Source organism: Flavobacterium sp. 140616W15, from assembly GCF_003668995.1.
In the GTDB taxonomy this organism is placed as follows: domain Bacteria; phylum Bacteroidota; class Bacteroidia; order Flavobacteriales; family Flavobacteriaceae; genus Flavobacterium.
On record NZ_CP033068.1, the window covers coordinates 3,328,524 to 3,344,005 of the forward strand.

Here is a 15,482-nt window from a genome sequence, read left to right on the forward strand (position 1 = left end):
AGACAAAATGAAAAAAATATTCATATCATTATTATCAGTTATGGCTTTTGGCCTACTGACAACTACCGTAAGCTGTAGTGACGGTTTAGAAGAATTAAACCAAGATCCCTACAGACCAGAGATCGTTAAAGTACCTGCTTATGGAATTTTCAATTACGCAAATAAGTCTTTACTAGACGAAACAAGAAGCGTTTTCCCATCAGGAAGATTAGCGTTGCCTTGGGTACAATATTCTGCTCAGACAACTTATACTGAAGAAGATAGATTCCAATTCAGAATTTCATCAAGAGATGCTTATTTCCAAAATTTGTACTTTGTTGCAAGAGATTACAAAACAATAATCGAAGCAAATACAAATCCTGAAACAGCTCCAAAAAACGCAGCTTATGGTAATAATAAAAATCAAATTGCAGCCGCTAGAGTAATGTTAGCTTATACATTTTCAGTATTAGCTGATACTTATGGAGATGTTCCTTATTATTCATACGGAAATAATGATCCAGATTTTCAAGCATTACAATTAGATAAAAATATTGAAACACCAAAATTTGCTTCGCAATTAAAAATCTACACAGATATCCTAAAAGAGTTAAAAGAATCTGTTGCGATGTTGGTTATGAGCGAGCCAGTTTTCACAAAAGGAGATTATCTTTTTGGCGGAGACGCTGAGAAACTTAAAAAATTCGCCAACTCTTTACGTTTACGTATAGCAACAAGAGTAAACGGAGTTGTACCTGGAGCTGCTGCTCATATCACAGAAGCAATAGCATCAGGGGTAATGGCAAGTAATGATGATAGCGTTGGTTTAACATATGAGAACAACAACGTAAACCCTGCTCCTTTCTACAAAGGATTCTATTTAGAAAACAGATCAGATTTTAGAGTTGCAAACACTTTTATTGATTTATTAAAAGGTAAAATTGGGGTTTTTGGAATTGTTGATCCAAGATTACAAAAATACGCAGCACCTATTACTGCTGGTTTATTAGACATTAGAGATCAAGCCTATGCAGAAACTAACGACTTAACAAAGTACGCAGGTATGCCTTATGGTCTTGCAAATGATGAAGTTTCAACACAGAAAGCTAACACTTCAGTTTTTAGTTATAATGTATTGAAAAAAGATTATACTGAAATCATAATGGAGTACGCAGAAGTAGAATTTTTACTTGCTGAAAATAATGGATGGAGTGATACTAATTACAAAAATGGTATTAGAGCGTCTATGGAACGTTGGGGTGTAGATGATGCTAAGATTAATACTTACTTAGCTGCTGTAGCTGCTCCAAGTAAAGAAAATGTATTGACTCAGAAATATCTTGCTTTGTTTATGCAACCAGCAGAAGCTTGGGCTGAATACAGAAGAACAGGTTTTCCATCTTCTTTATTAAAACCAGGACAAAAATATCCACTAAATGTTCCTGTGGGTTCAAAGGTTGAATATACTTTTGTTCCATTAGAACCACTAACAGATTTGCCTACTCGTTTAACATACCCTACTAACTCAGCTACTCTAAATAGTGCAAACTATGCCGAAGCTGCTAAAAACATGGGTGGTGACAAACTAGATTCAAAATTAATCTGGGATAAAAACTAGTATTATTTTAAGTGTTATTTGACACTATTACAATAAGAAACCACCAACGAAAGTTGGTGGTTTTTTTTATATATTTGCATTATGGAAAAAGAACATCAAATATTTGGGATTAGAGCTATCATAGAAGCAATCCAAGCTGGTAAAGAAGTAGACAAAGTATTCATCCAAAAAGAAATTTCTGGTGAATTAATGAAAGATTTAATGAAAGTGATGAAACGCGCTAATATTAATTTTTCTTATGTACCTGTTGAAAAACTAAATCGCTTAACTCCAAATAACCATCAAGGCGCTGTCGCAACCATATCTCCAATTGGTTTTATCGACATAGAGCATCTAGTAGAATCGACTCTAGAATCTGGGTTAAAACCATTATTCCTGATATTAGATCAAATATCTGATGCTAGAAATTTTGGTGCCATTATTAGAACTGCAGAATGTACTGGAGTAAACGGAATCATTGTTCAAAAAGCGGGTTCTGCTCCTGTAAATGGAGATACCGTTAAAACATCGGCTGGTGCCGTTTTTAATGTTCCAATATGCAAAGTAGAACACATTAAAGATGCTGTATTTTACCTTCAAGGATCCGGAATAAAAACCGTTGCCGCAACTGAAAAAACAGATAAAAACATTTACGATTTATCACTAAACGAACCTTTGGCAATTATCATGGGATCTGAAGACAGAGGCATTAACCCTTCTGTTCTTAAAATTGTTGATGAAAAAGCAAAATTACCTATGTTTGGTACTATTGGCTCTTTGAATGTTTCTGTTGCTTGTGGCGCTTTCTTATATGAAGCTGTTAGACAAAGAAGCTAAATAACATAATCTTAGAAAGTAAATATAGCTTTCTAGTCGTTTAACAAAAAACTATACTTGTAAAATCAATATTTACGAGTATAGTTTTTTTGCTATACACACAACAGATAATAATTTTTAAAATTAAAACTAGTCAATAATATCTCAAATTAAACACAACCCTGGCTAGTTTCTTTAGTTTACAAAACGCACAATTCCTAAAAGTTACGTTAAACCCCTTCATCTATTTCTCAAAAAAAGCCAAGCATCAATATCTCAAATAACAATAAAAATTTTTCGTAAGAAACTAAGATAGCACTTAATATTGATTACAAGTTTCATCATTTCCTTAAAATAAATATGGTGATAAAAATCTACATAAAGCGATCCAAACAGATACAAATTTAAGTTCAATATAAGCGCATAAGGAAATTAAGCTAAAAAATAAACAATCCGTAGCAAAGAATAAACCTTCATAAAAAATGAGATGACTACAAAACAAATTGATGTATCCATATAAAATTCAAAAAAGTAGTGTTAACGAAAAAAGCAAAATAAAAACACTTATAATACATGGATTTGACAGTGGAAACATAGATTAAAATTTAATATTTCATGACAATCATTTATATTCAACTTAAAACCATAATTTACATAGTTAAAAGAGTGTTTCAACTCAATAATACTGTCTATACTCTACCAATTTTAAGAAATTAAAAGCAAAGAACGCAGTGAGCCCCCGTCATACATACAAATTATTCCTATTAAATGAAAAATTGAGCTCAAAAAAAATCACTTTTTATTCAATCCAAAAAATCATTTTTTTTAATCATAAAAAATAAAGCATTTCATTAAAAAAATGCAAATTTAATAAAAAGCACATAAAAATTTAACTTTACCTGTTTTAAAAAACAAGTAATAACTTACAATTAATAAATATTTTTAGTAAGAAATATAAACTTATTCCTAGAAAAAAGCTGTTTATTGAAATTACCAATTAGGTAGATTAACAATTTATTGTGAGTTTTGTGATTCTAATTAAAAATATTAAAAAGAATGAAATTAAAGTTCAAAGGGATCTTAGTGCTATTCCTAGCACTAATTGCGCAACTAACTTTTGCACAAGAAAGAGCTGTTTCAGGTACTGTTTCTGACAATACAGGGATGCCATTACCAGGTGTTAGTGTATTAGTAAAAGGAACAAAAACGGGAACACAAACTGATTTTGATGGAAAATACACTATCAAAGCTTCATCGAATCAGGTATTAATTTTTAGCTACATTGGAATGAAAACCCAAGAAGTAGCTACAACGTCATCTACAGTTAATGTAAAATTAAAAGATGACTCAGTAGAACTAGAAGGCGTAGTTGTTACAGCTTTAGGAATTAAAAAAGAAGAGAAAAAACTTGGGTATGCAGTATCTAAAGTTTCTGCGGATGAAATTACTAAATCAGGTGAGCAAAATGTTCTTCAAGCATTAGCTGGTAAAGCTGCTGGAGTACAAATCATCGGATCTGGTGGAACTCCTGGTGCATCTAGTAAAATTATCATTAGAGGAACAAATACTATTACAGGTACAAGTGACCCTCTTATCGTAGTAGATGGTATTCCAATTGATAATTCTACAACTCAAACTAGTGCAGGTGACAACCCTTTTAATGCAAACTTATCAGGAATCAATAACTCAAACAGAGCATTAGACATTAATCCTGATGACATCGAAAGTGTTACTATTCTTAAAGGACCTGCTGCAGCTGCTTTATACGGAGCTAGAGCTGGTAACGGTGTTATTATTTACACTACTAAGAAAGGTAAAAACGGAAAAGGACTAGGTATTGATTACAATAATTCGTTAGCTATAGACAAAGTAAGTCAATTGCCTGCAAGACAAAACAAATATGTTCAAGGTAATTATGACAAAGCTGGAGTTCCTCAATATGCATCAAATACTCCACAAAGTTGGGGCCCATCGGCTGCATCATTAGGTCTTCCTACTTACGACAATCCACGTAATTTCTTTCAAGAAGGTATTACTCAAACTAATAATATTTCGATATACGGAGGAGATGACAAAGCTACCTTTAGAGCTTCTTATGGTAACGTTACGCAAACAGGGATGATTCCTGAAACAGGATTAAAAAGAAATACTCTTAGACTTTCAGGAGACTTAAAATTAAGCGAAAAATGGAAAGCGGGTGCTAGTATGCAATACACGCACACAACTACTACTTTAGCCCAAAACGGTAGTAATGCTTCTGGAGTTATGTTAGGTTTAATGCGTTCTCCTATTAATTATGACTTAAGAAACTACAAGGATGAGTTTGGAAATAACACCAACTATTTCTCTGGATATGACAATCCTTACTTTACTGTAAATGAAAATCAAGCAACAAGTGATGTAAATCGTGTTTTGGGTAACATCTACTTAACGTACAATCATGCAAAATGGTTATCATTAACAGCAAAAGGTGGTATTGATACTTACTCAGACGCACGTAAACAAATCTATGCTGTTTCATCAAATGGTGATGATTTAGGTGGGATTGGTGAAGTTGCTTACAATAGCATCACAAACAAAGATTACTATGGAGATTTAATAGCTTCAGGTTTAATACCATTAAACTCAGAATCGATAAAAATCAACTATACTGCGGGTCTTAACTTACGTTCTAATCAATATTTAGATATATTTTCAAGAGGTAAAGGTTTATCTGTACCAGGTGTATATAATTTGGGTAACGCAACTCAATTATACGCTTCTAACGTAGAAGAAAACACAATTTCTAGAGCTCTTTTTGCTCAAGTAGATTTTGACATCAAAGATCAACTTTTCATATCTGGTACAATCCGTAAGGAATGGGCATCTACATATGGTGACAATGTAAAAAGTGCTGTATTTCCTTCAGGAACGGCTTCTTGGATAGCATCAAATACCTTTGATTGGGGCAATTTCGTAAAATTTAGCTATGGATATGGAGAAGTAGGTATTGCGCCAGCAGCATATCGTACCAAAAGTTTTTACTCAAAACCATCCATGACTGATGGGTTCACAAATGGTTTAAGTTTTCCTTACAATGGAATAAATGGAATGGCTTTAGCTGGTCGTTTATCTAATCCTGATTTAAAACCAGAAAGAGTATTAGGTCACGATTTAGGATTAAGTACTAAATTTTTAAACAATCGTTTAGCGATAGATGTGAATTTATACTATAAAACATCTAAAGATTTATTAATTGATGTACCATTACCACAGTCATCTGGCTTTGCAGCACAATATAAAAATGCGGCTGAATTAGTTAACAAAGGTATTGAAGTAGAGATTGGCTACGATATATTTAAAAAAAGCAATCCATTTCAATGGAATGTTAATTTAAACTGGGCTAAAAACGAAAATGAAGTAACAGATATATCAGGTGGTTTACCTGAAATATCAATAGAAACTGCTTTTGCATCTATTGGATATTATGCTGTAAAAGGACAACCATTAGGAAGTTTTTACGGAACGAAATGGAAACGTGATGAAAATGGGCAAAAAATCATTGGAAGCAATGGATTAGCTGTCGTAGCTGATGAAGTAGGGAATTTAGGAAATTCAGCTCCAAAATGGACTGGTGGTATCAGAAATACTTTCTCTTACAAGAGAGTAACTTTGTCTGCTTTATTAGATATTAGACACGGAGGAGAAGTTTACAATGGTACACTAGCTAGAATGCACAGCATAGGTGTCTCTGAAGCCTCTGCAGATAGAGAAAGAACTTATGTCATAGAAGGTGTTAAAGAAGATGGAACTCCGAATGACAAAGCAATAACAGCCCAACAATATTATCAAAAATATCTTGGTGATGGTGGTGGAGCAGCAGAAGAGGCAGTAGAAACTGTAAACTGGGTTAGACTTCGTGATGCAACAATTAGCTATGATCTGAATGTAAAACAATTCCCATTCGTAACTGCGGCACAAATATCTCTAACAGGAAGAAACTTGTGGATAAATACAAACTACAAAGGAGTAGACCCTGAAACTAGCTTAACTGGTGCTGGATCTAGAATTAATGGATTAGACTATTTCAACAATCCTGGTAGTAAATCTTTCATAATGAGTCTACGCGTAAGCTTTTAATTAAAAACTAATAAAAATGAAAAAATACATAAAAGGTATAATTCTAACAGCGTTTAGCATAACGTTACTAAACAGTTGTCAATCTGAATTAGATGAATTTAACAACAATCCTAATAACCCCTCAGTTAGTACCCCTTCTTTATTGATGGCTGCAATGGAAGTTTCAACATTTTCTACGCATACAAGTGGTTTAATGAGAAATACAGGCATTTTTACACAACATTTGGCGGGTACAAATATTGGGCAAATGGGACCAATCGCAAGTTATATTGTAACCGAAGGAGATGTAAACAATGAGTGGAACCTTATTTATGGTACTACTTTAATGAATGGACATATCTTAAATAGAGATTTTGCAAAAGACTATCCTTATTACAATGGAATAGGTCAGGTATTAACTGCTATAAATCTAGGATACGCTACAGATATGTGGGGAGATGTACCTTATGATGAAGCATTTCGTGCAGAACAAGGGAACAAAGCTCCTAAGTACAATACACAGCAAGAAATATACACCAGATTACAAACCATCTTAGATGATGCTATTATAAACTTAGCAAAACCCTTAGCTAGTAATGAAAAAGTACCTGAGGAGGACGATATGATTTTTAAAGGTGATACTAAAAAATGGATAAAAGTTGCTTACGTATTAAAAGCTAGATATGCTTTAAGACTGACTGCTATTGAAGGTAATGTTGCTGCTCAAAAAGCATTAGATTATATTACTCTAGCAGGTATGACTAAAAACGAAGATGATGCAAATACTTTGTTTACAAGTGAATCTAATAGTTTTAACCAATGGTATGCTTTTGAAGATACACGTGACAACTACTTAAAAGTGGGTAAATATATTGTTGATTATCTAAAAAACAACAATGACCCTAGACTATCAAGTATGATAGCCTTAACCAAAGCTCCAGTTCCTTTGCCACCGGGAACCATATTTATCCCAGAATATATAGGAAATGCACCTGAGGATCAATCATCTGTTGGAACTTCTTATATCGGAGCAGCATTTGCTAGTAAAGACTCTCCTATTGGAATTGTAACTTATGCGGAAGCAAAATTTATTGAGGCTGAAGCTAGAGCAATATTAGGACAATCAGGCGTACAAACTGCATTGAAAGATGCTGTAACTGCTTCTGTGACTAAGATTACTGGTACAGCTCCTACAGCAGGATTTTTAGCAACTGCAACTGCTGATTTTACTATTGCTAACATTATTCAACAGAAATATATTGCTCTATTTTTAACTATGGAGCCATATAATGATTATAGAAGAACAGGTTTTCCTGCGTTAGTTCCTAATCAAGATTCTAATACAAAAACTATACCTGTAAGACTACCTACTCCGTCTGATGAAAGACAATACAACCCAAACGCAACTGTGGTTAGTAATGTTACATCTCATATTTGGTGGGATAAAAACTAATACTGTTTAAGCAATAGTATTACAATAACCACTCTGAATAAACAGAGTGGTTATTTTTTTTATATGATTGTCTTCTAAAAAAATAAAACATCTACTTTAATTCTTTTCTGTTTTTGTAGCATTGTCATCTTCTACAAAATCATAAACAACATTTAAGTTAGAGGTAAAAAAAGATTCTCTCTCGACAATAATCTCTTCTGGTTCGGGTAAATTAACAAAATTACCTTGTTCATCAAAATGTTTCATAAAAGCATCTTCTTCAGGATTGAAATTAGGATCTTGCCAATCGTATAAAATAGGTTTTCGATATTCGGGTGTTTTATATTTTAATGATATTAAGAAACCTGTTATCAATCCCGCCAAATGACCTTCCCAAGAGATTGATGTGTCTACTTCTGGAAAAACATACCAAATCATCCCTCCATAAAGCAAAACAACGGATAACGACAAAGCCACTAATCGGTAATATTGAGTTTGTATGCCTTTGAAAAAAATAAAACTCACCAAAACATATATCAAGCCACTTGCTCCTATATGATAATTGGGTCTTGCAATGATCCAAGTAATTAATCCCGAAAAGAATATTCCGTAAAGAATTACGGGAACTGTTTGCTTTGGATAAAAAAATTGAAGCGCTGCCAATAAAACCAATAATGGTATCGAATTATTATACAGATGACTTATATCTGCATGGATAAAAGGACTAAATATGATTCCTTGTAAACCTGAAAATACTCTAGGGAATATACCGTATTCGTAAAAATCGAAATCATACCGTATTTGTAACCAATATACAATCCATAACAACAATACAGAAAACAATGGTAGTATAACAACCGAATTGGTAAACTTAAAAGGATTTTCCACTATTGATTATAATATATGATTAGTAGCTAAATTTATGTCAAAAATTTATCCAAAATAAATATAATGCTATTTTGTCAGACACTTATCTAATGCTAAAGCAGTTTTTTAGCCCAGATCGAAACGGCATCCTTTATTGTTGCTCCTTTAGCAATAATAAAGATATAGTGAAGAGCTGGAAATTGCTCTTAAAAAAAGCTAAATGTGATGACAAATCAAAATTGAAAATAGTAATTTTACAAAATGGAAGCACCATTAGCAGAACGCATACGACCACAGAAATTAGAGGACTATATTAGCCAAAGTCATTTGGTTGGACCAAATGGTTCTTTAACGCAACAAATAGTAAAAGGAATCATCCCGTCATTGTTATTTTGGGGACCTCCTGGAACAGGAAAAACGACTTTAGCTCAAATTATTGCACAGGAATCTAAACGTCCTTTTTATATACTGAGCGCTATTAATTCTGGGGTAAAAGATATTCGTGATGTTATTGAGAAAGCGAAACAAAGTGGGGGTTTATTTACTGCCAAAAATCCTATTTTGTTTATTGATGAGATTCATCGTTTTAGTAAATCGCAACAAGATTCGCTTCTTGCCGCTGTAGAAAAAGGATGGATTACTCTTATTGGAGCTACAACCGAAAATCCGAGTTTTGAAGTAATTCCTGCCTTATTATCAAGATGCCAAGTTTATATTTTGAATGCTTTTACAAAAAGTGATTTAGAATTATTATTACATCGCGCTATGAAAACCGATGTTATATTAGCTACTAAAAAAATTGATTTAAAAGAAACCGAAGCGCTATTGAGACTTTCTGGAGGTGACGGAAGGAAGTTGTTAAATATATTTGAACTAGTTATAAATGCATCACCAAATGATGATATAATTATTACTAATGATCGTGTGTTTGAACTGGTACAGCAAAACACGGTTTTGTATGACAAAAGTGGTGAACAACATTATGATATTGTTTCGGCTTTTATAAAATCAATTCGTGGAAGCGACCCTAACGGTGCTGTTTATTGGTTAGCAAGAATGATTGAAGGTGGTGAAGATGTAAAATTTATTGCTAGAAGAATGCTAATTCTATCTAGTGAAGATATTGGAAATGCAAACCCTACAGCATTTATTATGGCTAATAATACTTTTCAGGCTGTTACCACTATTGGTTATCCTGAAAGCAGAATAATACTAAGCCAATGCGCAATTTATCTCGCAACTTCGCCTAAAAGTAACGCTTCTTATCTGGCTATCGGTAATGCGCAACAACTTGTAAAACAAACTGGAGATTTACCTGTTCCTATACATTTGCGCAATGCCCCTACAAAATTAATGAAAGAACTGGGTTATGGAGATGATTATAAATATTCGCATGATTATGCAAATAACTTTGCCGAGCAGGAGTTTTTGCCCGATGCAGTATCTGAAACTGTATTATATAATCCCGGCAACAATTCTAGAGAGAATAGCAACCGGGAATTTTTGAGAAATCGCTGGAAAGACAAATACGGATACTAAATCCGTTTTTGTTTTAGAATTTAACGACTACTTTTTCTGAAACTAATTTGTCGTTTTGATAGTACTCAAAGTACCATTCGTTGTCTTTAACATTTAAAGATCCTTGAATATCTCCTTTTATAGCTATAAATGAATCTGGACGAGAAGTTTTCATTAACTTCATAACAACTTTTGGAGTTTTATCAATTAACTGATATCCTGTTTCTGTAGGTTGCGCATACAACAAATTAGGATCATCGTTATTCACAATAGTCTTAGCAACTGTAGTAGAAGCAACAACTAAAGGAGCCACTGAAACTGGCAGTTGATTATTTGAATTTGTTGAGGATTTGCCATTATATTTATAATTTAAAGCATTAACTGACATAAAAGCCTGATATAAAGCTTCAGAATATGCTTGGTCATATTCTTTTATTTTACTTCTCCCTACATCTGATGTAAAAACAATTTTCCCATAACAATCTTTAAATGTAATATACAGTTTTGTCACTAAAAAAGCATTGTCTTTAATTACATTTATATACAATAAATCACATCTGTTATAACTTTCTGAACCAGCTTCATCTGCATAAAATGCATCAAAACCAGCTTTCTTCAAATTAAACTTTGTAAGAGTAGCCAATCTATATTGATTATCACTTCTCATAAAATCATATTTCAACGGAACAACAACCGCTTTATAATCGTTCAGAGATTGAGAGAAACCGTAGCTTGAGATAAAAAAAGCAATAATAAGATTCTTGTTTTCATAGTTTTATAAATATTTTTTAAGTTCTAATAAATGATTAATTTGTTTTATATTTTGTTGTGCTTCAACATTCTTTTCATTAAAGAAAATTGCATCTATTCCTGCATTTAATGCACCTTGAATATCCGCATCTAGACAGTCACCAATCATAATACTATTTTCTTTTTTAGAATTAGCAACATTTAAGGCATATTCAAAAATAATAGGATTGGGTTTCTTTACCCCTGCCATCTCAGAATTTGTAATCGTTTGAAAATAAGACCCTATATTTGAGTTGGTTATTTTTCGATTTTGAACATCTGCAAATCCATTTGTAATGATATGTAACTTATATTTATCTTTTAGATATTCTAAAACCTCAATTGCACCATCAAAAAGATTATTATTATCTGGTAGTATTCGAATATACTCTTCAGACATTTCATCAATTAATTTATCAGAAATCTCATAATTCAAAGCATCAAAAGTATGCTTCAATCTATTATAACGCAATTCTATATGCGAAATTTTATCGTTTTGATATAATTTCCAACAAGCTTGATTTATGGGAATATATTGTTCTATAAACTCATTAATGTTGATTGTTGGATGGCTTTCTTTTAAAATAGTCTCAAATGCTAATTCTGAATTTTTATCAAAGTCCCAAAGGGTATGATCTAAATCAAAAAAAATGTCGGTAATCATGGTATTGTTTTTCATTCTTAAAAAATTCCTTCATCTACAAAACTATAATATTTTGACTCAGTTATAATCAAATGATCTAAAACTTTAACATCTAAACTATCCCCTGCACGTTTTAATTTATTTGTAATTTGCTTATCTGCTTCACTTGGCTTCAAAACTCCCGAAGGATGATTATGGCATAAGATTAAACCAGTAGCACCATTTTCGAGTGCTAATTTAAAAACCAATCGCACATCTACAATAGTACCCGAAATTCCTCCTTTACTTAATTGTGATTTTAAGATAATATTGTTTGAATTATTTAAAAATAAAACCCAAAATTCCTCATGCGGTAACTCTCCAATAATTGGGAGCATGATTTCAAAAACTCTTTTGCTAGATGTGATCATCGTTAACTCTCCAATGTCCTCCACTCTTCTGCGTCGTCCTAACTCTGTCGCGGCAATAATCGAGACTGCTTTTGCACTCCCTATCCCTTTAAAAGTAATTAATTGCGCAAGAGACAATTTGCCTAGCGAATTCAAATTGTTATCTACACTAGAAAGAATTCTTTTACTCAAATCAACAGCAGATTCATTTCTGCTTCCTGAACCAATTAAAATAGCTATTAATTCTGCATCACTCAAAGCATCTTTCCCTTTGAGAATCAGTTTTTCACGAGGCTTATCATCCTCGGACCAAACTGTAATAGGCAAATGTGTTAGTTTCATAAATACGTATCAAAAATTTTATTAAATATAAATTCAGATTTTTATGAGTGTGCCCACACAACTCAAATCCTCAATATTCATACAAATATCTTATTAAGCTAAGTTACATTTAAAATAAGAAAATTCGGTCAATAAAGCAAAAAAAGCTATTTTTAATATACTTAAATTAAATAAAAAAGAATAAAATATAGTACACTCCTATTAATGGCTATATAGTCTTGTGGTTGCAAACAAGAGCAAAGAGACAAAAACACATCGTATAACACTTTGACAAACAATACACTTTAAGAAAAACTATCGAATGTAGCAATTTCAACAATAGATCCAACATACATTATGACTCAGCTTATTTATGGATTGAATACCTGAATGGTGATGTTCTCCAAAACAAAGGATTCTGCACAGATGTAATTATAAGATCTTATCGAATAATGAAACATAGACTTACAAAAAGAAGTACATGAAGATATGGTTGCTAATTATTTGAAATATCAGAGTTTAAAATATGGGGACTAACAAAAACCGACGCTAATATAAACCACAGAAGAGTTCTTAATTTAGAAGTTATCTTTGAAAGAAATGGACAAAAGCTAACAGTAAACCAAGATCCCTCAATATATAAAAACAGAAGAAATAGTAACTTGGATGATAAATGAAAAACTCTCTCATATTGGAATTATCACTAATAAAAAAAACACGTGATGGAAAGCGAAACCTAATCGGTCATAATATTGGCGGAGGCCAAGTATTAGAAGACTACCTATTTAAATATAAAATTATAGTCCATTATACATATATATAATAAAAAAGCCAACTAGATCTAGTTGGCTTTGGTAAAAAAATTTTATTCCATTAATATTGAGATTATTCGATTAACACCTTTACATCATCAAAGTTCAAACCACCATAATTTCCTGAACTCATCAATAACAATGCTGAATTTTCTAAATTAAGATTAAATAAGTATTCTTTAAAATCATTTGGATTTGTATAAATAATCAAGTCTTTTCGATTAAATGCTGTTGCTATTTGCTCATAAGTAACTTCATCTAATTGCTTAATTTTTACTGCATCTGGCGAATAAAAAACAATAGCAACATCCGCATATTCTAATGCTCCTTCATATTCTTTTAAAAAAGCCGCATTTAGACTGCTATAAGTATGTAATTCTAAACAAGCAACTAAAGTACGATTTGGATATTGCTCTTTAACTGCTTTTGTTGTTGCGGCAACTTTACTTGGCGAATGTGCAAAATCTTTATAGGCAACTTTACCTTTTCCTTCTGCAATTTTCTCTAGTCGTTTAGAAGCTCCTTTAAAATTTGCTATGGCTTCGTAAAAATCGGCTTCATCAACACCCATATTCTGGCAAATCCATTTTGCTCCAGCAAGATTATTCAAGTTATGTGCTCCAAAAACTTCAATTGGCATATTCCCTTCTGGTGTTTCAAGAAGTGTTACTCCATCACTTACTGTATAATTTGGTGTATTATATGGTAATTTTCGAATTGGATTTGTAGCCGCTTCAGCCACACGTCTTACTTCTGGATCATTATCATTGTAAACCAATATCCCTCCATTTGTAATTTTCTCAATGAAAATCTCAAACTGCTCAACATAATTCTCATAAGTAGGAAAAACATTAATGTGATCCCAAGCTATACCTGAAATCAAAGCTATATTAGGTTGATATAGATGAAACTTTGGTCTTCTGTCTATAGGCGAAGATAAATACTCATCTCCTTCAAGAACCATAAAATCATTCTCTTCGGTAAGATGTACCATAGTATCAAAACCTTCTAATTGTGCTCCGACCATATAATCAACTTCGATATTATGATAATGCATTACATGCAAAATCATCGAAGTTATTGTAGTTTTTCCGTGAGATCCACCAATAACTACTCTAGTTTTGTTTTTAGATTGCTCGTATAAAAACTCCGGGTAAGAATAAATTTTCAATCCTAGTTCTTGAGCTTTAAGTAACTCCGGATTATCTGCCTTAGCATGCATTCCTAAAATTACTGCCTCAATATCAGAAGTAATTTTTTCAGGAAACCAACCCATTTCTAAGGGTAATATTCCTTTTTTTTCTAATCTCGATTTTGAAGGTTCAAAAATAGCGTCATCACTACCTGTAACTTGATATCCTTTATTATGCAATGCTAATGCTAAATTGTGCATGGCGCTTCCGCCTATGGCTATAAAATGTGTTTTCATTTTAGTTTGCTCAGTTATACGTTTGTTTGTCTTGATTAAATCAATTTTTATTGTTTTTATACTCCTCCAAAACTTCTTTTGCCTTAATAGGCTGATTCATTTTCTTTTGGTATAAGTTGGCAAGCATAGTATAACTTGCCTTAGATTTACTTGCTATAATTGCATGTTTGTATTGTCGCTCGGCATCAGAATATCTTTTAAAATATTCATCAATATGGCCTCTTGACATATATCCGTCTATGGGAGACAACTTTAATAATTCATCAGAATATTTTATAGCTTTAGCTTGACTCCCACCAACAATTGCTGGTAATTGTAGATTTAATTCTATAAGAGCCCAACGCGCTCCAATATGTTTTGGATTTAGTACAATTGCTTGCTCAAACGCTCCTCGTATTTCATCAATCATTCCGAGTGCCTTAAATTTATTCACCTCAAGAGCTTTCATTCCTAAAGCACCACCGTATTTATAAAAATTATTAGCAACTGCTGGCTTTAACTCTTTTAGCTTTTTATAATAAATTACAGCATCATTCCACTTTTTATTATGACTAGCAATATCACCCAAATACTCTAATGATTTAAAATCAGAGGGATTTTCTTTTAAAGCAGATTTAAAAAGATCCTCTGCCTTATCAAAATTCTCCGCATCAAATAATTTTTGAGCTTTCTCAAAAGTTGTCTGCGACCAGAATAAGGTCGGAAATAAAAGAAAGATTATTATTATTTGTTTCATACTCCAAAAATAGCAGAAATATAAAACGTATCGTTTCTTTTTAAGTATAAATTAGT

Annotated in this window: 11 protein-coding genes and 1 pseudogene; 6 read left to right on the plus strand and 6 right to left on the minus strand. The window is 32.4% G+C overall.

The features are described 5' to 3' along the window. The first annotated feature begins 7 nt into the window (after positions 1-7). The 4 genes from EAG11_RS14585 to EAG11_RS14600 all read left to right on the plus strand — a co-directional run bounded on the left by EAG11_RS14585 (position 8) and on the right by EAG11_RS14600 (position 7,943). On the plus strand, positions 8-1,597 hold the full coding sequence (locus EAG11_RS14585; protein WP_129539795.1) for a SusD/RagB family nutrient-binding outer membrane lipoprotein: 1,590 nt from the start codon (positions 8-10) through the stop codon (positions 1,595-1,597). A gap of 81 nt (positions 1,598-1,678) precedes the next feature. After that, the gene (gene rlmB / locus EAG11_RS14590) at positions 1,679-2,413 is read left to right on the plus strand and encodes a 23S rRNA (guanosine(2251)-2'-O)-methyltransferase RlmB (RefSeq protein WP_129539796.1); all 735 of its coding nucleotides are present in this window, start codon (positions 1,679-1,681) and stop codon (positions 2,411-2,413) included. 1,035 nt (positions 2,414-3,448) lie between these two features. Beyond that, positions 3,449-6,511 carry a SusC/RagA family TonB-linked outer membrane protein gene (locus EAG11_RS14595; RefSeq protein ID WP_129539797.1) on the plus strand — a complete coding sequence of 1,021 codons (3,063 nt, stop codon included), beginning with the start codon at positions 3,449-3,451 and terminating at the stop codon, positions 6,509-6,511. Positions 6,512-6,527: 16 nt separating this feature from the next. Then, positions 6,528-7,943 carry a SusD/RagB family nutrient-binding outer membrane lipoprotein gene (locus EAG11_RS14600; RefSeq protein WP_129539798.1) on the plus strand — a complete coding sequence of 472 codons (1,416 nt, stop codon included), beginning with the start codon at positions 6,528-6,530 and terminating at the stop codon, positions 7,941-7,943. Positions 7,944-8,039: 96 nt separating this feature from the next. Here the strand turns inward: EAG11_RS14600 and EAG11_RS14605 are convergent, their stop codons facing one another. Next, positions 8,040-8,810, minus strand: coding sequence for a rhomboid family intramembrane serine protease (locus EAG11_RS14605; RefSeq protein ID WP_371414593.1), 771 nt, complete (start codon positions 8,808-8,810; stop codon positions 8,040-8,042). A 240-nt stretch (positions 8,811-9,050) separates the two neighbouring features. Here EAG11_RS14605 and EAG11_RS14610 point away from each other — a divergent pair, with 240 nt between their 5' ends. Then, on the plus strand, positions 9,051-10,328 hold the full coding sequence (locus tag EAG11_RS14610) for a replication-associated recombination protein A (RefSeq protein WP_129539800.1): 1,278 nt from the start codon (positions 9,051-9,053) through the stop codon (positions 10,326-10,328). A gap of 13 nt (positions 10,329-10,341) precedes the next feature. Here the strand turns inward: EAG11_RS14610 and EAG11_RS14615 are convergent, their stop codons facing one another. The 3 genes from EAG11_RS14615 to radC form a co-directional block, all read right to left on the minus strand. Next, positions 10,342-10,974 (minus strand): hypothetical protein, encoded by a 633-nt coding sequence (locus EAG11_RS14615; RefSeq protein WP_242499168.1) that lies wholly within the window; start codon positions 10,972-10,974, stop codon positions 10,342-10,344. 108 nt (positions 10,975-11,082) lie between these two features. Next, positions 11,083-11,775 carry a YjjG family noncanonical pyrimidine nucleotidase gene (locus EAG11_RS14620; protein ID WP_129539802.1) on the minus strand — a complete coding sequence of 231 codons (693 nt, stop codon included), beginning with the start codon at positions 11,773-11,775 and terminating at the stop codon, positions 11,083-11,085. Between the two features lie 2 nt (positions 11,776-11,777). After that, positions 11,778-12,470 carry a DNA repair protein RadC gene (radC, locus tag EAG11_RS14625; protein ID WP_129539803.1) on the minus strand — a complete coding sequence of 231 codons (693 nt, stop codon included), beginning with the start codon at positions 12,468-12,470 and terminating at the stop codon, positions 11,778-11,780. Positions 12,471-12,835: 365 nt separating this feature from the next. On the opposite strand from radC, the pseudogene EAG11_RS22890 reads away from it, so the two are divergent. After that, positions 12,836-13,126, plus strand: a pseudogene (locus EAG11_RS22890) (DUF1287 domain-containing protein). Between the two features lie 208 nt (positions 13,127-13,334). On the opposite strand, the gene murC reads toward EAG11_RS22890, so the two are convergent. Together murC and EAG11_RS14640 are read right to left on the minus strand one after the other, a co-directional pair. Continuing rightward, positions 13,335-14,690 (minus strand): UDP-N-acetylmuramate--L-alanine ligase, encoded by a 1,356-nt coding sequence (murC, locus tag EAG11_RS14635; protein ID WP_129539804.1) that lies wholly within the window; start codon positions 14,688-14,690, stop codon positions 13,335-13,337. Between the two features lie 40 nt (positions 14,691-14,730). Continuing rightward, positions 14,731-15,426, minus strand: coding sequence for a lipopolysaccharide assembly protein LapB (locus EAG11_RS14640; protein ID WP_129539805.1), 696 nt, complete (start codon positions 15,424-15,426; stop codon positions 14,731-14,733). Positions 15,427-15,482: the final 56 nt, after the last annotated feature.